The organism is Pantoea sp. OXWO6B1, assembly GCF_001641135.1.
GTDB classification, from domain to species: Bacteria; Pseudomonadota; Gammaproteobacteria; order Enterobacterales; family Enterobacteriaceae; genus Pantoea; species Pantoea allii.
Genome location: NZ_LWLR01000001.1, coordinates 930,729 through 949,228 on the forward strand (window position 1 = coordinate 930,729; position 18,500 = coordinate 949,228).

17 protein-coding genes are annotated in these 18,500 nt (G+C 54.3%); 11 read left to right on the plus strand and 6 right to left on the minus strand.

What is annotated here, in order from left to right:
• The first annotated feature begins 2 nt into the window (after window positions 1-2).
• Window positions 3-953, plus strand: a complete 951-nt coding sequence (locus A6A26_RS06630; protein WP_063878005.1) for an ATP-grasp fold amidoligase family protein — start codon at window positions 3-5, stop codon at window positions 951-953.
• Between the two features lie 52 nt (window positions 954-1,005).
• On the opposite strand, the gene A6A26_RS06635 is transcribed toward A6A26_RS06630, so the two are convergent.
• A complete protein-coding gene (locus A6A26_RS06635; protein WP_063878006.1) occupies window positions 1,006-1,287 on the minus strand; it encodes a YjcB family protein in 282 nt (93 codons plus the stop codon).
• A gap of 246 nt (window positions 1,288-1,533) precedes the next feature.
• Window positions 1,534-1,959, minus strand: coding sequence for a superoxide response transcriptional regulator SoxS (gene soxS, locus A6A26_RS06640; RefSeq protein WP_063878007.1), 426 nt, complete (start codon window positions 1,957-1,959; stop codon window positions 1,534-1,536).
• Between the two features lie 164 nt (window positions 1,960-2,123).
• On the opposite strand from soxS, the gene soxR reads away from it, so the two are divergent.
• The 4 genes from soxR to A6A26_RS06660 all read left to right on the plus strand — a co-directional run bounded on the left by soxR (window position 2,124) and on the right by A6A26_RS06660 (window position 6,820).
• Window positions 2,124-2,609, plus strand: coding sequence for a redox-sensitive transcriptional activator SoxR (gene soxR, locus A6A26_RS06645; RefSeq protein WP_063878008.1), 486 nt, complete (start codon window positions 2,124-2,126; stop codon window positions 2,607-2,609).
• A gap of 39 nt (window positions 2,610-2,648) precedes the next feature.
• Window positions 2,649-3,314: a glutathione S-transferase family protein gene (locus A6A26_RS06650; RefSeq protein WP_063878009.1), complete on the plus strand. Its 666-nt coding sequence runs from the start codon at window positions 2,649-2,651 to the stop codon at window positions 3,312-3,314.
• A 359-nt stretch (window positions 3,315-3,673) separates the two neighbouring features.
• On the plus strand, window positions 3,674-5,023 hold the full coding sequence (locus tag A6A26_RS06655) for an NCS2 family permease (RefSeq protein ID WP_063878010.1): 1,350 nt from the start codon (window positions 3,674-3,676) through the stop codon (window positions 5,021-5,023).
• 144 nt (window positions 5,024-5,167) lie between these two features.
• Window positions 5,168-6,820 carry a Na+/H+ antiporter gene (locus A6A26_RS06660; protein ID WP_063878011.1) on the plus strand — a complete coding sequence of 551 codons (1,653 nt, stop codon included), beginning with the start codon at window positions 5,168-5,170 and terminating at the stop codon, window positions 6,818-6,820.
• A gap of 67 nt (window positions 6,821-6,887) precedes the next feature.
• Here the strand turns inward: A6A26_RS06660 and A6A26_RS06665 are convergent, their stop codons facing one another.
• Window positions 6,888-7,790 carry a LysR family transcriptional regulator gene (locus A6A26_RS06665; RefSeq protein ID WP_063878012.1) on the minus strand — a complete coding sequence of 301 codons (903 nt, stop codon included), beginning with the start codon at window positions 7,788-7,790 and terminating at the stop codon, window positions 6,888-6,890.
• A gap of 100 nt (window positions 7,791-7,890) precedes the next feature.
• Between A6A26_RS06665 and A6A26_RS06670 the strand changes: the two genes are divergently transcribed.
• The 3 genes from A6A26_RS06670 (at window position 7,891) to A6A26_RS06680 (ending at window position 9,735) form a co-directional block, all read left to right on the plus strand.
• Complete coding sequence (locus tag A6A26_RS06670; RefSeq protein WP_063878013.1) at window positions 7,891-8,316, plus strand: CidA/LrgA family protein; 426 nt, start codon at window positions 7,891-7,893, stop codon at window positions 8,314-8,316.
• Window positions 8,309-9,004, plus strand: a complete 696-nt coding sequence (locus A6A26_RS06675; protein WP_063878014.1) for an LrgB family protein — start codon at window positions 8,309-8,311, stop codon at window positions 9,002-9,004. Before A6A26_RS06670 ends, A6A26_RS06675 begins: the two co-directional genes overlap by 8 nt.
• A gap of 185 nt (window positions 9,005-9,189) precedes the next feature.
• A complete protein-coding gene (locus A6A26_RS06680; protein WP_063878015.1) occupies window positions 9,190-9,735 on the plus strand; it encodes a YfaZ family outer membrane protein in 546 nt (181 codons plus the stop codon).
• A gap of 66 nt (window positions 9,736-9,801) precedes the next feature.
• Here the strand turns inward: A6A26_RS06680 and actP are convergent, their stop codons facing one another.
• The 3 genes from actP to acs form a co-directional block, all read right to left on the minus strand.
• Window positions 9,802-11,457 (minus strand): cation/acetate symporter ActP, encoded by a 1,656-nt coding sequence (gene actP, locus A6A26_RS06685; RefSeq protein ID WP_096010460.1) that lies wholly within the window; start codon window positions 11,455-11,457, stop codon window positions 9,802-9,804.
• Window positions 11,454-11,783: a DUF485 domain-containing protein gene (locus tag A6A26_RS06690; protein WP_063878016.1), complete on the minus strand. Its 330-nt coding sequence runs from the start codon at window positions 11,781-11,783 to the stop codon at window positions 11,454-11,456. The genes actP and A6A26_RS06690 overlap by 4 nt, the downstream gene beginning before the upstream one ends.
• A gap of 129 nt (window positions 11,784-11,912) precedes the next feature.
• Entirely contained in the window at window positions 11,913-13,868 is a 1,956-nt protein-coding gene (acs, locus tag A6A26_RS06695) for an acetate--CoA ligase (RefSeq protein WP_063878017.1), read from the minus strand.
• 584 nt (window positions 13,869-14,452) lie between these two features.
• Here acs and gltP point away from each other — a divergent pair.
• From gltP to murP, 3 genes are all read left to right on the plus strand, one after another.
• Complete coding sequence (gene gltP / locus A6A26_RS06700; protein WP_063878018.1) at window positions 14,453-15,754, plus strand: glutamate/aspartate:proton symporter GltP; 1,302 nt, start codon at window positions 14,453-14,455, stop codon at window positions 15,752-15,754.
• A 160-nt stretch (window positions 15,755-15,914) separates the two neighbouring features.
• The gene (gene murQ, locus A6A26_RS06705; protein WP_063881078.1) at window positions 15,915-16,826 is read left to right on the plus strand and encodes an N-acetylmuramic acid 6-phosphate etherase; all 912 of its coding nucleotides are present in this window, start codon (window positions 15,915-15,917) and stop codon (window positions 16,824-16,826) included.
• On the plus strand, window positions 16,826-18,259 hold the full coding sequence (gene murP / locus A6A26_RS06710; protein ID WP_063878019.1) for a PTS N-acetylmuramic acid transporter subunit IIBC: 1,434 nt from the start codon (window positions 16,826-16,828) through the stop codon (window positions 18,257-18,259). The genes murQ and murP overlap by 1 nt, the downstream gene beginning before the upstream one ends.
• The last annotated feature ends 241 nt before the right edge of the window (window positions 18,260-18,500 follow it).

An 18,500-nucleotide genomic window follows, 5' to 3' on the forward strand; every position in this document is an offset into this window, starting at 1 on the left:
ATATGCTCAAGTTAAAACAAGAGCTTAGAAGAAGTTTGCAGTACTTTATCAAGAAGATGCCCTGGACTTATCAGGATCGGATTTATTACTTCCGCAAGTTCAGAAGGCTTCCTAACCTGCATGAGCCAAAGGTCTTCAATGAAAAAGTGCTGTATCGCAAGTTCATCCATGGCGATTATCAGCTGTATGCACGCCTGTCCGACAAGTTTTCGGTGCGTGAATTTATTGCTGAGAAAATCGGTAATGCGTACCTGATTCCCTTGCTGCACGACACCACCGATCCCACCACGCTCAACAACCTGACGCGCTGGAAGGGAACGGTGATTAAACCAAACCATGCTTCAAACATGGTAGAGATCGTGCTGGAGGAACCGAGTGCCCTTCGCAAGCAGCAAATCATTCATAACTGCTACACGTGGTTAAAAACGGATTTTGCCAGCGAAGCACGCGAGATCCACTATCGCTACATCAAGCCACGCATTTTGGTGGAGCAGTACATTGGTGATGGCAAACAGGCACCGGTTGATTACAAGTTTCACATGTTCAACAAGCGTGATGGCAACTTTGAGTATGTGCTTCAGATCATTTACAACCGCGGCCAGCCTCAGCTTTCGATGAACTTTTATGTGAACAACCTGAGCGAGGTGTTTCATAAAATTCGTGATACCGGGCTCGACGTCTCAACGGTTATGCCTTCGTTAGAGCAGGCACTGGCATTAAGCAAAACGCTGGCCAGCGATTTCGACTATGTGCGCGTGGACTGGTATATCCATGACCAAAACATTTACTTCGGCGAGCTTACGTTTACGCCAGGCGCAGGCATGGTGACGGGACTGGATAGCGGATTAGATCAGATGATGGGTGACATGTGGATTCAGGATCGTCGCGGAACGCAGAGGCCGGACGTAGAAGTGCAGGATATTGCGATTCCTGTCATGTTGAAGAAAATTTGACGTTACACAGCAATATAAAAAACCCCGCGTTGCGGGGTTTTTTATTGGTCAATCAGGGCATTTGCCAGTTAGCTGGCGCATGACTCATTACGTCAATAAAGACGTCTTTAGAGACGCTGAAAAAATGGTGTACGTTTTCCATACTCAGCGTGATGCCCATCAAGCCCGTCACAAACCAGCACGACATTCCCACGCCAACGCTGCCACAGATAAATGCCATCACGTGATGGCTATCCTGGCGAAGTCGGGTTTTTAACGTGCTGGCAAAGAACATCATTACAGCGCTCAACAATTCCCAGCGCATAACAAGAAAACTGGTGGTTAAGGTAGCCATCAATTTTGACCTCAAAATCGGAGATTACGCCTGACTGTCTGCGAGCATCACGTCGGCGGAAAAGTCTGTCAGGTCGGGCTCTTTCGTCGGCAACAAATGTCATAATGTGATGTGGGTCACACTATAGCATTCGATTTTCCAATTTTGTACAAAATTTGTCTGGTTTTTCAGCAGAAGTGGGTGGCGGGTGCAGGGGAAGAAAACCTGAGAAAAGCGGTGTGCGCCCAGCCAGGCGCACGGTGATATTCAGCTAACCGGACAGCACTCGCCCATGGTGCGCTGGGTAAAGCTGGTCATATTGTCGCTGCAGTCAAAACTCATCAGGCGCGGACGCTGAATCGTCTGGCGGCGCATAGCATGGCGATAAGCCGTGGGCGTTTGGGAAAACTGGCGGCGAAACACCCTGGAGAAGGTCTGCTGCGAGTCATAACCATATTGCATCGCAATATCGAATACCGGCCGCTGAGTTTGCCGCAGCGCTTCTGCGGCCAGAGTCAGACGGCGTTCACGAATATAACCACCCAACGTTTGTTTCGTCACGCTACGGAACATACGTTGCAGATGCCATTTCGAATAGCCTGATTTCGCGGCCACTTCATCAATTGACAGGCTCTTATCCAGGTTTTGGTCAATCCAGTGTGTCAGTGAATGAATGATCTCTTCTTGTATCATGGCCTCATCCTTCTGGTGAATTTCCCCGTGCGTTCATGCTGCCTTTGCGCGCGAGTCGCGATGAAAATCGCGCCCGTTTGCTGGCGAATGACGTCGTGAGGGAGCGTGTCGTTCTGATGGGAAAAGAGTATAATTCCTCAAGTTAACTTGAGGTAAAGTGCCAAATGAAAAAAGATCGCAATTACCCAAAACCGGTGCTGACGCCGGGTGAAGTGGCGCGCCGCAGCGGCGTGGCCGTCTCTGCGCTGCATTTTTATGAAAGCAAAGGGCTCATCTTTAGCACCCGCAATAACGGAAATCAGCGACGCTACAGCCGTGATGTTCTGCGACGGGTCGCCATTATTAAAATTGCACAGCGCATTGGGATTCCGCTTGCCAGCGTCAGCGACAGCCTTGAAAACATGCCGGCGGATAAACGTATGTCGGCTCAGGACTGGGGCAATCTGACCCAGCACTGGCGTGATGAACTGGATAAGCGCATCGAAACGCTAACGCGCCTGCGTAACGATTTGGATGGTTGCATTGGCTGTGGATGTTTATCGATGCGTGACTGTCCGCTGCGCAATCCCGGCGATCGGCTTGGGCAGCAGGGTTCGGGCGCGGTACTGCTTGATCCTGAACAGGATGGTGCACTGCATAAGACAAGGTGACGTCTATACTTGCTGCATATTCACTGACAGGGAATCATGATGATCACCGTTCACCATCTTGAACAATCGCGCTCTCACCGGGTGCTGTGGATGCTGGAAGAGCTGGAAGTGCCTTACCAGGTCAAACGCTATCAGCGTGAACCCACGATGCTGGCGCCGGACGCGTTAAAAAAAGTGCATCCGTTAGGAAAGTCGCCGGTTATCACCGATGGCAATCGCGTGGTGGCCGAGTCCGGGGCGATCCTTGAGTATCTGGAAGAGAAGTACGACAGCGAACGGCGGCTGCAGATCACCGACGAAGAGGCACGGCTGCAGGCGCGTTACTGGCTACATTACGCCGAAGGTTCACTGATGCCGCTGCTGGTCATGAAGCTGGTTTTTGGCCGCCTTGGCAGCGCGCCTGTGCCGTGGTTGCTGCGTCCCATCGGTGCGGCGCTCGGCAAAGGCGTTCAGAAAGCCTGGCTGGATAAACAACTTACCTTGCATAAGCAGGTGATTGAAGATCACCTCTCGGTGCATCCGTGGTTTGCCGGTCAGCGTTTCAGCATTGCTGATGTGCAGATGAGCTTTCCGATTCTGGCGCTGAGCCAGCGCGCCGGACTGAAGGATGCCCCCGCCACGCAAAAATGGTTAACGACCGTGCAACAGCGTGCGGCCTGGCAACGGGCCATTCAGCAAGGCGGTGAAATTCATCTTTCGGGCTGATCGCGCACTATCCTGTCCTATCGGATGACGCCGCCCGGCGTCATCTTCGTCTGCTTTCTCGATAATGCGGCGTAATCATCACCGCATCCTGACGCACTGAATGTTACACGATAGTATCAAGAGCATCCCCGATGTTATCGACCTGATCTTTATAGCCAGGAATCCTCACAGAGCGGTTGAAAAGCGGCGGGAAAACGCCGGATAATCGGCCCCCTTTAAACGGGGATGTACGATGCCCCGTTCTGTGCGGCTAAGTAAACGTTTGCCTTTTTGTCGGCAGCCTGTTGGCGATGACAGCTTTCGGGGAATTCAGGGCGGTTACCGCGCGATCCAACAACAAAAATTTTTGAGGCTCAACTATGTCAATTGAATCACGCCCGGCCAGTGGAAAACTGGATGCCTGGTTCGCCATTTCGGCCCGAGGCAGTAGCGTGCGGCAGGAAATTGTCGCCGGGCTGACCACCTTTCTCGCCATGGTTTATTCGGTGATCGTGGTGCCTGGCATGCTCGGTAAAGCGGGGTTTTCACCTTCGGCGGTGTTTGTGGCTACCTGCCTGGTGGCGAGCGTTGGATCGATCATCATGGGGCTGTGGGCCAATTTACCCCTGGCCATTGGCTGTGCCATTTCACTGACGGCTTTTACGGCCTTTAGCCTCGTCCTGGGTCAACACATTAGCGTTCCGGTCGCGCTGGGGGCCGTGTTCCTGATGGGCCTGCTTTTTACCCTGATTTCCACCACCGGGATTCGCGCCTGGATCTTACGTAATCTGCCGATGGGCGTCGCCCACGGCACCGGCATCGGGATTGGCCTGTTTCTGCTGCTGATTGCGGCAGACAACGTTGGGCTGGTCGTCAGAAACCCGGCCTCAGGTTTACCCGTTGCGCTGGGCCATTTTACGTCGTTCCCCGTCATGATGTCTTTGCTGGGGCTGGCTGCGATTTTCGGCCTGGAAAAACGCCGTGTCCCGGGCGGCATTTTACTCACCGTTATTGCGATTTCTGCGCTGGGGCTGGCGTTCGATCCGTCCGTGCGCTGGCAGGGGCTGTTTGCCTTGCCCAGCCTGCGTGATGCGCAGGGCGAGTCACTGTTATTCAGCCTCGATATCATGGGCGCTTTGCAGCCTGCGGTCTTACCCAGCGTGCTGGCGTTAGTGATGACGGCGGTCTTTGATGCCACCGGTACGATCCGCGCGGTGGCGGGTCAGGCTAACCTGCTGGATAAAGACGGGCAAATCATTAACGGCGGCCGGGCGCTGACCACGGATTCCGTCAGTAGCCTGTTTGCCGGTCTTGTGGGTGCCTCACCGGCGGCCGTGTACATCGAGTCTGCCGCCGGGACGGCGGCAGGGGGCAAAACCGGCCTGACGGCCATTGTTGTTGGCCTCCTGTTTTTGCTCATTCTGTTTATGTCTCCGCTGGCTTATCTGGTGCCGGCGTACGCTACCGCGCCTGCGTTGATGTACGTTGGCCTGCTGATGCTGAGTAACGTGGCAAAGATCGACTTCGGTGACTTCGTTGATGCCATGTCCGGTCTGCTCACGGCGGTGATCATCGTGCTGACCTGTAACATCGTTACCGGCATCATGATCGGTTTCGCGACCCTGGTGGTGGGCCGTCTGTTTGCGGGTGAGTGGCGCAGGCTAAACGTGGGCACGGTGGTGATCGCCGTCGCGTTAGTCGCTTTTTATGCCGGAGGCTGGGCGATCTGACTGTTCAACCGGACGTGCCGCGGCATGTCCGGAATTATCCGCTTTTTGCTCGTTGAAGCACGCGTAGCTTTTCCCGCCCTCGCCAGTTTGTTTTACACTTTTAACCTAATGTTGATTCGAAGATAACTACCGCCTAAGGAAAGCATGGAAATCTTTTTTACTATTTTGATTATGACGCTGGTGGTCTCGCTCTCCGGGGTGGCTGCCCGTATTCTGCCTTTTCAGATTCCCCTGCCTCTGGTGCAGATCGCGGTCGGTGCGCTGCTGGCCTGGCCGACCTTCGGGCTGCACGTGGATTTCGACCCGGAACTCTTCCTCGTCTTATTCATTCCGCCGCTGTTATTTGCTGACGGCTGGAAAACCCCGGTCAGCGAGTTCCTGCATTACGGGCGGGAAATCCTTGGCCTGGCGCTGGTGCTGGTGCTGATTACCGTTGTCGGTATTGGCTATCTGATTTACTGGACGGTGCCCGGGATTCCCCTGATTCCCGCTTTCGCCCTGGCGGCCGTGTTATCACCTACCGATGCCGTGGCGCTGTCAGGCATTGTCGGCGAAGGCCGTATTCCGAAGAAAATTATGGGAATACTGCAAGGCGAAGCCTTGATGAACGATGCTTCTGGCCTGGTTTCACTGAAATTTGCGGTCGCAGTGGCGATGGGCACCATGGTGTTTAGTTGGGGCGGAGCCAGCGTCGAGTTCCTGAAAGTGGCCGTGGGCGGCCTGATCGCCGGTGTCGCGGTATGCTGGCTCTACGGTAAATCGCTGCGCGTCCTGAACCGCTGGAGCGGCGGGGACGATGCTGCCACACAGATTGTCCTGCTGCTGCTGCTGCCTTTTGCCTCTTATCTGATTGCAGAACACCTGGGCGTTTCCGGGATTTTAGCCGCCGTCGCGGCCGGGATGACCATCACGCGCTCCGGTATTATCCGCCAGGCGCCGCTGACCATGCGACTGCGCGCCAACAGCGTCTGGCACATGCTGGAGTTTGTGTTTAACGGCATGGTGTTCCTGATGCTGGGCCTGCAGCTGCCCTCTATTCTGCAAAACTCGATTGACCAGGCAACAGCCGATCCCAATGTGGATATCTGGATGATTTTCGCGGACATCGTCCTGGTCTACGCGGCGTTAATGGTGGTGCGTTTCGGCTGGTTGTGGATCATGCAGCGTTTCAGCAAACGCTGGTTGAAAAAGAAACCATTAGTGTTCTCCAGCTACTCGTTGCGTGAACTGCTGATTGCCTCTTTTGCGGGCGTACGCGGTGCCATTACCCTGGCGGGTGTGCTGTCGATTCCCCTGTTCCTGACCAACGGCCATCCTTTCCCGGCGCGTTATGAGCTGGTGTTTATCGCAACCGGCGTGATTCTGTTCTCGCTGCTGGTTGGCGTCATCGTTCTGCCGATGCTGCTGCGCGGTGTAGAGACGATCGATAAAAGCGCCCATCGGCACGAACTGCAACATGCAAGAGCGGTGATGGCCGGTGTCGCTATCGAGAGTCTGCATAAGATGGAGGCGCGGCTTGAAAAGGAAACCGAAGAAAACATCGACCCTGAGTTACTGAAAGAGGTCAGCCTGCGGGTGATCGGGAATCTGCGTCGTCGCGCGGAAGGGAAAAACGATCTTGAGCACGCGCTGTTTGCCGAAAATCTGGAACGTCGTTTTCGTCTGAACGCGTTACGTGCCGAGCGTGCAGAGGTCTATCACCTGCGTGCGACTCAGCAGATATCAAACGAGACGATGCAAAAACTGTTGCACGATCTGGACCTGCTGGAAGCGCTGCTGATTGAGAAAGAAGAGTAATCTTCTTGTTATGCACTCCCGTTCGCCCGATAACCTGCGCTCTGCGATTATCGGGCGGTCTGGGGCGCTAGACGGAAAGACGCGGCGCATTATCAGGCCAGTGTTCCCGGCAACACGCTATCCAGGCCCGCGCGCTGCGTGACACGTAGCTGCCTTCACGCCAGATCAGCCCCAGATGCCACTGCAGCTCGGACTCCAGCGGAAGCCACAATAACGACTGCTTATCTAACCGCTGGCAAATGGGCTCCGGCAGTATCGCCAGGCCCATCTCCGCCTGCACCATGGCCGCCAGAAAATCCCATTGCCCGCTGCGTACTGCAATCTCAGGCGTGATCCCCTGACGCTGAAACGCTTTCATCAACTGGCGGTTCAGCGAAAACTCTTCATTAAAGATCAGCAAAGGATGGGAGGCCAAATCGCTCAGGCCAAGCTGCGTGCGCTGCAGCCAGGGTGCCTGACGTGGCAGTAGCACACACAGCGGATGCTGCATAAGCGATAACGTTTCGAGGGGCAACTCGGCATCAACGGGGAGGGCCGTCAGTGCAATATCCAGCGTGCCCGCCAGCACCGCTTCCTGAACCGTTAAGCCGCCAAACTCAGCAATACTGAGTTCCACACCCGGATAGCGACGGCGAAACGCCGAAACCGATCCGGCGATCTGCATGCCCACCATCGGGGGAATGCCCAGCCGCAGCTTGCCGGTTTTCAGCTGATTGATATCGCCTATCTCGGCCTCAAGCTGATGAAACTCTTGCAGAATAGCCAGCCCGCGCTGATAGACCGCTTGCCCGCTATCCGTCAGGTGCAGTCGTCGCCCATCACGAATGAGCAGTGCGCAGTCCAGCTCCTCTTCCAGCTGGCGCACCATTTTGCTGATCGTAGGCTGTGTCACGAACAGCTTCTGTGCAGCACGGGTAAAACTTTGCTGACGTACCACTTCGGTAAAGTAACGCAACGCGCGAACGTCCATAACTATTCCTTTCTGGCATGATTTGAATAATTTTAATTCATTTTTTTCACAGTACCTCGTGATTCTATACTGAGCGCATTAACTTGATGGGAGAAAAACGATGGCACTGGCATTGCGCCGCCTGAACGTCGGCAGGCTGCAACGGCTCAGCTTACCTTTACAGCTGGTGCTGTTTATCTCGGTTTTTATCGCCAGCGAGCAACTGGTGAACTGGCTGCACCTGCCACTGCCTGCCAACATTGTCGGTATGCTGCTGATGTTGATGCTGATTGCGTTACGCATTTTACCGCTGCGCTGGGTGAAAGCCGGTGCAAGCTGGTTGCTGGCAGAGATGCTGCTGTTTTTTATCCCGGCGGTGGTGGCGGTGGTGAATTACGCTGACCTGCTGCAGATGGAAGGCTGGCGGATTTTGGTGGTGATTGCGGTCAGTACGCTACTGGTGCTGGCGGCGACAGCCCTGGTGGTCGATCGCCTGTACCGTTTTGAAGTCACGCGCGCGGCGCGTAAGCAGGGCAATAATGCATAATCTGCTCATCAGTCTGTTATGTGCCGCCGTCACGCTGGTGATTTATTACCTGAATAAACGGCTGTATCGTCGCTGGACAACGCTGTTACTGATGCCGCTGGTCATGACGCCGCTCATTCTGGTGACGCTGCTGTTGCTGACCCATATCAGCTGGCAAAACTATATTGCGGAAAGCCACTGGCTACTGTGGTTACTCGGCCCCGCGACGTTAGCCTTTGCGGTGCCGGTCTACGAAAATCTGGACGTGATTAAACGCCACTGGTTATCGCTGAGTGCGGGCGTGTTAACTGCCACAACGGTGTCGATATGCAGTTCCGTATGGCTGGCGCGTTTACTGAATTTACCGGAAACCATTCAGCGCAGTCTCGCCGTGCGATCCATTACCACACCTTTCGCGCTGGCGGCAGCGAAGCCTATGGGCGCGCAGCCCGATCTGGTGGCACTGTTTGTGGTTGTGACCGGCGTATTTGGCATGGCGGTAGGGGATGTACTGTTCCTGCGCATCGCGATCAAACAGGGCGTGGCGAAAGGCGCTGGGCTGGGCGCCGCTTCGCACGGTGCCGGTACGGCACGCGCCTACCAGTTGGGGCCGCAGGAAGGCGTGGTTTCAAGCCTGGTGATGATGTTGTCTGGCGTCGTCACCGTCATACTGGCTCCGTTTATCGGGCACCTGATGTGGGCGCACTAAGGCAAGCCTGCGCCGGATACGGTTAACCCGGATAACGACTGTTCTCCGCGTAATTCACAGCGACTTGTCCTTTTTGGCACAAAATGACATCTCTTTTTACGTAAAGCTTTCCAAATTTAGTTGTCACCTCATTTCAGACTGCTACCCTTGATGCGGAATTATTTGACCCTTCATGGAGTAGAATCATGTTTAAGCAACTTGTCACTGGAAGCGCTCTGAGCTTCATTATGCTGAGCGGCGCCGCGCAGGCCATCGAAGGCAGCGTTGATGTTGGCGAGCACAGCACCAACCTTAATCTCGGTTTGGGCACGACGTCGCCGGGCCTGTTCCTGAACGGCAACTGGTTGCGTAGCGATCATGACGGCAGCACCTATGGTGCGGGTCTGGGTTACAACGTTGATGTCGGCGATCTGCGACTGGCGCCAACCGCAAAGGCGATTTTTACCCATCCTGAAGACGGGAAAGACGGATTTGCGGTGGCGCTGGGCGGTAGCGCACAGTACAGCTTCAACAGCATGTGGGGTCTGTACGGTCAGTATTATTATGCGCCGGAAGGCCTTACCGATCATCTCGACAGCTACCAGGAAGCGAGCGGTGGTGTGAGCTTCACGCCGATCTCTCTGCTGAACCTGCGCGTGGGTTATCAGTATATTGAGCTGAATAACAAAGGCGGTCGTAAAGATAACGTACTCGTTGATGGTCCGTACGTAGGCGCGTCACTGCGCTTCTGATGTCGGCTTGAGAAAAAGGGCAGTGACCTTGCGGTCACTGCCCTTTTTTATGCTCAGTTAACGCGGTTAGTGCGCTTTGCCTTTCTCAATACCGGCACCGGTCTGGGAGCGAATAAACTGCGCCCGGAAGCGTGATCGCTCTTCTGCACCCTGTTGCGAATGGTCAGTAACAGAAAACAGCCAGGTGCCCACAAAGGCGATAGTGATAGAGAACAGGGCCGGATACTCATAAGGATAAATGGGCGACGCATGTCCCAGCACCTGCACCCAGACGGTTGGGCCAAGAATCATCAGCACCACGGCGGTGATCAGCCCTAACCAGCCACCGACCATTGCGCCGCGCGTGGTCAGTTTTGACCAGTACATGGACAGCAGGATGATCGGGAAGTTACAGCTGGCCGCAATCGAGAATGCCAGCCCGACCATAAAGGCGATGTTCTGCTTTTCGAACAAAATGCCAAGGGCGATAGCCACAACCCCCAACACCAGCACCGTAATTTTTGAAACCCGCAGCTCGTCGCGCTCGCTGGCCTGTCCTTTACGGTAGACGCTGGCGTACAAATCATGAGAGACCGCCGAGGCACCCGCCAGCGTCAGACCGGCAACCACCGCCAGAATGGTGGCGAATGCCACTGCTGAAATAAAGCCCAGGAAGGTGCTGCCACCGACTGCATCCGCCAGGTGCACCGCCGCCATATTGGTACCGCCGATCAATGCGCCGGAGGCATCTTTGAAGGCCGGATTAGCCCCTACCAGCAGAATGGCACCGAAACCGATAATAAAGGTCAGGAAGTAGAAGTAACCCATAAAACCGGTGGCCCAAAACACGCTTTTACGCGCCTCTTTGGCGTCGGCAACGGTAAAGAAGCGCATCAGGATATGCGGCAATCCCGCTGTGCCGAACATCAGTCCCAGCCCCAGCGACAGAGCGGAAATCGGATCTTTCACCAACCCGCCAGGCTGCATAATGGCTGCGCCTTTCGGATGTACCGCCATCGCCTCGGTAAACAAGGTATTGAAGCTAAACCCGGCGCTTTTCATGACCATAATGGCCATAAACGTGGCACCAAACAGCAGCAGAACGGCTTTGATGATCTGTACCCAGGTGGTCGCCAGCATGCCGCCAAACAGCACGTACATCACCATCAGAATGCCCACCAGGATAACGGCAACGTGATAATTCAGGCCAAACAGGAGCTGGATCAGCTTACCTGCACCGACCATCTGCGCAATCAGGTACAGCGCGACAACGACCAGTGAGCCGCAAGCCGACAAGGTACGAATCGGTTTTTGCTTCAGACGATAAGAGGCGACATCGGCGAAAGTATAGCGACCCAGATTACGCAAGCGCTCGGCAATCAGGAACAGAATCATCGGCCAGCCCACCAGGAAGCCCAGCGAATAGATTAAGCCGTCATAACCCGAGGTATACACCAGGGCCGAAATACCCAGAAAGGAGGCTGCGGACATAAAGTCACCCGCCATGGCCAGGCCATTCTGAAAGCCGGTGATGTTGCCGCCAGCGGTATAGTAATCGCTACGTGAGCGGGTTCGCTTCGACGCCCAGTACGTAATACTTAACGTGGCACCGACGAAAATCACAAACATGACGATCGCCTGATAATTGACGGGCTGTTTCTGCACCGCACCCGTGATGGCATCGGCAGCCAGAGCAGAAAAGGGCAGCAGCGCTGCCAGCATCCACAGCATAAGACGAATCATAGTTTCACCTCGCTGAGGATGGCTTTAGTCAGGCGATCAAACTCGCCATTTGCGCGCCAGACGTAAACGCCTGTGAGTAAAAAAGAGATGACGATCAACCCCACCCCGAGCGGGATGCCGCGCGTCACATTGGTACCGGCATACAGGGGCGTACCCAGCCAGCCAGGGGCAAAAGCAATAAGCAGAATAAAGCCGATATACAGCACCAGCATGATTATCGACAGCAGCAGGGCAAAGGACTGGCGCTTGTGTACCAATTCCTGAAAGCGAGGATTACTTTCAATTTGTTGGTAGATCCTTTCCTGTTCGGGCAGGGCATCATTCATCACATTATCTCCAGAAGCATGCAGGCGTGGACCTCACGCAAGCGCGTGAATTAGTTATATTTTTGTGACTACAGAAACACACTACGTAGGGAAGTGGTGGCGGAAAGCCTGATGCTTTCCGCCGGATGATTACGGCATGGTGATGGACTGTTTCTCTTCAAGTAATTTCTCGACGACGCCAGGATCGGCAAGCGTCGAGGTATCGCCTAAATTACTGGTATCGCCTGCGGCGATTTTGCGCAGGATACGGCGCATAATTTTGCCGGAGCGGGTTTTCGGCAGAGAGTCGGTCCAGTGCAGCACATCGGGTGTGGCAATCGGGCCAATTTCCTTGCGTACCCAGTTACGTACCTCGGTATAAAGCTCAGGTGACGGCTCCTCGCCGTGATTCAGGGTGATATAGGCGTAAATGGCCTGGCCCTTGATGCTGTGCGGGAACCCGACGACAGCCGCTTCGGCGATTTTAGGATGGGAAACCAGCGCTGACTCGATTTCGGCTGTGCCCAGGCGGTGGCCTGACACATTCAGCACATCGTCCACGCGGCCGGTAATCCAGTAATAACCGTCCTCATCCCGTCGCGCACCGTCGCCGCTGAAGTAGGCATTTTTGAAGGTAGAGAAGTAAGTTTGTTCGAAACGATCGTGGTCACCGAACAGCGTGCGGGCCTGACCAGGCCAGGAGTCTGTGATCACCAGGTTACCTTCGCAGGCACCTTCCTGAGGATGGCCTTCGTTATCCACCAGCGCGGGCTGTACGCCGAAGAAAGGCGTGGTCGCGGAACCGGCCTTGAGCAGGGTCGCGCCGGGCAGCGGGGCGATCATAAAGCCCCCGGTTTCGGTCTGCCACCAGGTATCGACTATCGGACATTTGCCGTTGCCAATCTTCTTGTGGTACCACTCCCAGGCTTCCGGGTTAATCGGCTCTCCCACCGATCCCATAATACGCAGGCTGCTACGATCCGTTCCTTCAATCGCTCTATCGCCTTCTGCCATCAGCGCACGAATAGCCGTGGGGGCAGTATAGAGCAGGGTGACTTTATGCTTATCCACCACCTGCGCCATACGGGCCGGAGTTGGCCAGTTAGGCACGCCTTCAAACATCAGCGTCGTGGCCCCGCAGGCCAGTGGGCCATATAACAGGTAGCTGTGGCCGGTTACCCAGCCCACATCAGCCGTACACCAGTAAATGTCGTCCTGATGGTAGTCAAAAACAAATTTAAAGGTGGTGGCGGCGTAAACCAGATAGCCGCCGGTGGTATGCAGCACGCCTTTTGGCTTGCCGGTTGAACCTGAGGTATACAGGATAAACAGCGGATCTTCTGCCTGCATCTCAGCCGCAGAGTGGTTAGTGCTGGCGGTCTGCATCAGCTCATGCCAGTGCCGATCGCGCCCTTCCACCCAACCGACATCTTTGCCGGTACGCTGAAAGACCACGACGTTTTTTACGCTGTTTACATTGGGATTTTTTAACGCATCATCCACGTTTTTCTTCAGTGGGATGGTACGGCCAGCACGCACGCCTTCATCGGCCGTCACAATTAATGCGGCACTGGAGTCGATAACACGACCGGCCACGGCTTCGGGTGAAAAGCCGCCAAAGATCACCGAATGTACGGCCCCAATTCGTGCGCAGGCCAGCATAGCGACTGCCGCTTCCGGCACCATGGGCATATAAATCGCGACGACGTCGCCTTTTTTAACACCGAGCAGTTCCAGTACGTTGGCAAAGCGACAGACATCAGCATGAAGCTGACGAAAGGTAAGGGTTTTGCTTTCGTTGGCATCATCGCCTTCCCAGATGATGGCAGGATGATCGCCTCGGGTAGCCAGATGACGATCCAGACAGTTCGCTGCCAGATTGAGCGTGCCGTCCTCGTACCAACGAATAGAAATATTGCCTGGCGCAAAAGAGGTGTTTTTAACTTTGCTGTAAGGCTTTATCCAGTCAAGGATTTTACCTTGCTCTCCCCAGAACGTTTCGGGGTCGGTAACGGATTGTTGGTACATCGCCTGATACTGTTCGGCAGTAATCAGCGCGTTTGCTGCAATATTTTCTGGAACAGGATAGTTATGATTTTGGCTCATGGCGAATCTCCTTGAAGATGTTAATCATATGTCAATCAATGGTTAAGTGAAGCCCGACAGCCGGTTTTGTTTCTTTTTTGCGCCATAGATCACGCGTTAACCTTGCTGACATAAAAACGTCGTAAACCGAGGAAATAAACGCTAACTCCCTGCGGAGAATGGGGATTTAAGTTGCAACATTTTGTGTATGTTGCTGTTTAAAAAATCAGCAAACGAACCGCACACACATTGAGCATAGTCTGAATAGCTATGCGAAAACTTATCGAAGTATTACTTTTCATAACAGCAAGTTAGGGATTAACGTCTGCGCCAGCATTTTATGCTGACCAGATGGTGAAGTTTTAATCGAAGCCACCAAGGGTTGCATTTACTGCAGTGAAAATGGTACTTATCCGCCCCTGATAATCAGGTATCAACTCAGACCGCGTCTGAAAATGGGTATGGAAATCATCGCATTTAAATGCGGGACGCCGTCTACAAACACCCTCTAATTTACCGGGCTTTTTGCTCACTTCCCTGTGTGTATTGTCTTCTGCACCTTCGCAGTAGAGAGAAACGGGTTTTGACTGAGGAAATTACGCGTTATGAAAGGTTTTAAAATCAGCCTTGCCTGGCAGATTCTGATCGCACTTGTACTTGGCATCATCGTCGGTGCCGTGTTGCATAATCAGCCAGAAGATCGTGAATGGTTAGTCAATAATATTCTCAGCCCGGCGGGCGATATCTTTATTCATCTGATAAAGATGATTGTCGTGCCCATCGTGATTTCATCCCTGATTGTCGGCATTGCAGGTGTCGGGGATGCGAAAAAGCTGGGCCGTATTGGTTTCAAAACGATTTTGTACTTTGAAGTGATTACCACCGTTGCCATTGTTGTCGGTATTACCTTGGCCAACGTGTTTCAGCCCGGCACCGGCATTGATATGTCTACGCTGGCAACGGTGGACATCTCTAAATATGAAGCCACGACCGCCCAGGTGCAGGAAGGCACCCACAGCCTGGTGGCAACCATCCTGTCGCTGATCCCGCAGAACATCTTTGCCTCGATGGCGAAAGGTGAAATGCTGCCGATTATCTTTTTCTCGGTACTGTTTGGCCTGGGCCTTTCCGCTCTGCCGTCAGAACAGCGTGATCCGCTGGTAAACCTGTTCCGTGGCGTGTCAGAAACCATGTTCAAGGTAACGCATATGATCATGCGCTACGCGCCAGTGGGCGTGTTTGCCTTGATTGCCGTCACCATTGCTAACTTTGGTTTCGCCTCACTCTGGCCGCTCGCTAAGCTGGTGCTGCTGGTGTATGTCGCGATCCTGTTCTTCGCCTTTGTGGTGCTGGGGGCGGTGGCGCGTTTCTGTAAGCTACGTATTACGACGCTGATGCGCATTTTAAAAGATGAGCTCATCCTGTCTTACTCGACCTCCAGTTCAGAAACCGTGCTGCCGCGCATCATGGAGAAGATGGAAGCCTATGGCGCGCCCAAAGCGATAACCAGCTTTGTGGTCCCGACCGGTTATTCATTTAACCTCGATGGATCAACGCTGTACCAGAGTATCGCCGCTATTTTTATTGCCCAGCTGTACGGCATCGATCTGTCGCTGACGGACGAAATTATTCTGGTCCTGACGCTGATGGTGACCTCTAAAGGCATCGCGGGTGTGCCCGGCGTATCCTTTGTGGTGCTGTTAGCCACCCTGGGCAGCGTCGGTATCCCGCTGGAAGGGCTGGCGTTTATTGCGGGCGTGGACCGCATTATGGATATGGCCCGTACCGCGCTGAACGTGGTCGGGAACGCGCTGGCCGTGCTGGTGATTGCCCGCTGGGAAAATCAGTTCGATGTAGAACAGGCCAGGGCGTACGAATTACAATTACGGACGCAAACTGCCAGTTAATCGCGGTTTATCATATAAAGGCTCAACGGTGGTTGGGCCTTTTTTTTGCCCCTGTTTTCATTCCCGCTAACGATGAAAGAAAAAAACGTCTGCAATGGATGAATTATTCATTCGTTGTGTTAAAAATATTCAGAATAAATTATTCCTGTGGAGGACGATCGTGAAAATCGATCTCAGTCAGATGATCACTGAAGGGCGTAATCCAGCCAGCCAGCATATTGATGAAATGAGCACCGAGGCGATGCTGCGGGTGATCAACGATGAAGATAAAAAAGTCGCCCTGGCCGTGGAGGCCATTGTGCCAGCGATTGCGCGCGCGGTGGATGTCATCTGCGCCGCATTCCGCGCGGGTGGCCGTCTGATTTACTGTGGTGCCGGGACCTCCGGGCGGCTGGGAATTCTTGATGCAAGTGAATGCCCACCAACATTCGGAACCCCGCGCGAGCAGGTTATTGGCCTGATTGCCGGGGGACATCAGGCCATTCTACAGGCGGTGGAAAACGCGGAAGACAATGTGGAACAAGGCGCTCAGGATCTGAAAGATATCCAGTTCAGCCGCGACGATGTGCTGGTTGGCATCGCCGCCAGCGGACGCACGCCCTACGTGTTAGGCGCGCTGGACTATGCCCGACAATGCGCTGCATCCACGGTGGCGCTGACCTGCAATCCCCACAGCAAGATGGCGCAGGTCGCCGATATCGCGCTGACGCCAGTGGTGGGGCCAGAAGTGGTCACGGGGTCATCACGTATGAAGGCCGGGACCGCACAGAAGCTGGTGCTGAATATGCTCACCACAGGGGCGATGATTCGCAGCGGCAAGGTTTACGGCAATTTGATGGTCGATGTTGAGGCCACCAATCAGAAGCTGGTACAGCGTCAGGTGAACATTGTTATGCAGGCCACCGACTGCGATGAAGCCAGCGCCCGCTCGGCGCTGTCGGCCTGTGGCGGGCACTGTAAAACCGCCATTCTGATGGTGCTGGCAGGATTAACTGCCGACGAGGCGATCGCGCTGCTCGCTCAGCACAAAGGCTTTATCCGCCAGGCTTTACAGGATGCGGGAGCACGCTGATGGCAAAAATGACCGATGCACTTCTGCACGCTATCGTGCAGGCGGTTGGCGGGGCGGAAAATATCGCCGTATGCGGCAACTGCATGACCCGTTTACGACTGACGCTGAAACACAACCAGGCCGATATTGCCCGGCTGAAAAGCCTGCCTGGTGTGCTGGGCGTCATCGACAGCGATAATCAGTTACAGATAGTGCTCGGTCCCGGTAAAGCGCAGACGGCGGCAGAACGAATGCTGACAATACTGGCGCAGGCGCCGGGCGAGTCACCGGTTTTGCAGCAGGTCGCCGCGCAACAAAAACAGCACATAAAAGCCAGACAGACCAGCGCGCTGCAGCAGTTTCTGGCGCGCTTCGCCACCATTTTTACCCCGCTCATCCCTGGGTTTATTGCCGCAGGTTTGCTGCTGGGGTTTGCCACGCTGATTGAGCAAAGTCTTCACCTCAGCACGCCTGGCGATCATCCTGCCTGGTTAATTCAGGGCGTGGCCTATATGAAAGTGTTTGGCAAAGGGCTGTTCACCTTTCTCAGCATTCTGATTGGCTACAATGCGCAAAAAGCCTTTGGCGGCACGGGCGTAAACGGGGCCATCATCGCGTCACTGTTTATTCTGGGCTACGTGCCCGATGCAAAAGTCGGCTACTACAGCGGCATGGACAGCTTTTTTGGCGTGGCGATCGATCCGCGCGGCAATATTATCGGCGTCCTGCTGGCGGCCATGTTTGGCGGCTGGCTGGAAAGACAACTGCGCAAGGTCATCCCGGACAATCTGGATATGATTCTTACGTCGCTGTTGACCTTATTGATCACCGGCGCGCTGACATACTTGCTGATCATGCCGTTAGGCGGCGAGTTGTTTAAGGGCATGTCGTGGCTGTTTATCCATCTCAATAACAATCCGTTTGGTTGCGCACTGCTGGCCGGACTGTTTTTAATTGCCGTGATGTTTGGCATCCATCAGGGCTTTATTCCGGTCTATTTTGCCCTGATGGAAACCCAGGGCTTTAATTCACTGTTCCCGATTCTGGCCATGGCTGGTGCAGGTCAGGTCGGGGCCTCGCTGGCGCTCTGGTGCAAAGCAGAAAAAGGTGCACTGCTGCGTGCCCAGATCAAAGGTGCCATCGTACCGGGCTTACTCGGCGTCGGTGAACCGCTCATATATGGTGTGACGCTGCCGCGCCTTAAACCCTTTATCACGGCCTGCGGCGGGGGGGCCATCGGCGGATTTTTCATTGGCTCAGTGGCGTGGCTGGGATTACCGGTGGGCATGAATACGGTATTTGGCCCCTCTGGGTTGGTCACGCTGCCGTTGATGACCTCCCATCAGGGTATTTTTGCCGGCATGGCGGTTTATCTGGGAGGATTGATCGTCGCCTGGATAAGCGGCTTTTTACTGACGTGGTGGTTCGGTATGCGCAATATCGATCTGAGCTGAATTCATAAGCAGTAAATGATGAAAACCGCATTGGCACGCCTGAAAGTGAATGGATTTGGCGTGCCTTTTAGCGCAAAACCCCAGTAAACCTGCTGTGTGCTAACCAGTAGCGGCAAAGTAAGCTCAGCCGACGTGATGTATCCGATCCCCTAAAAACAGAGAAAGCCGCGATAAAGCGGCTTTTTTAATGCAACAAATTTACGTGTAGCACTAAAGAGTCATTACGCAAGTGCCGAAAACA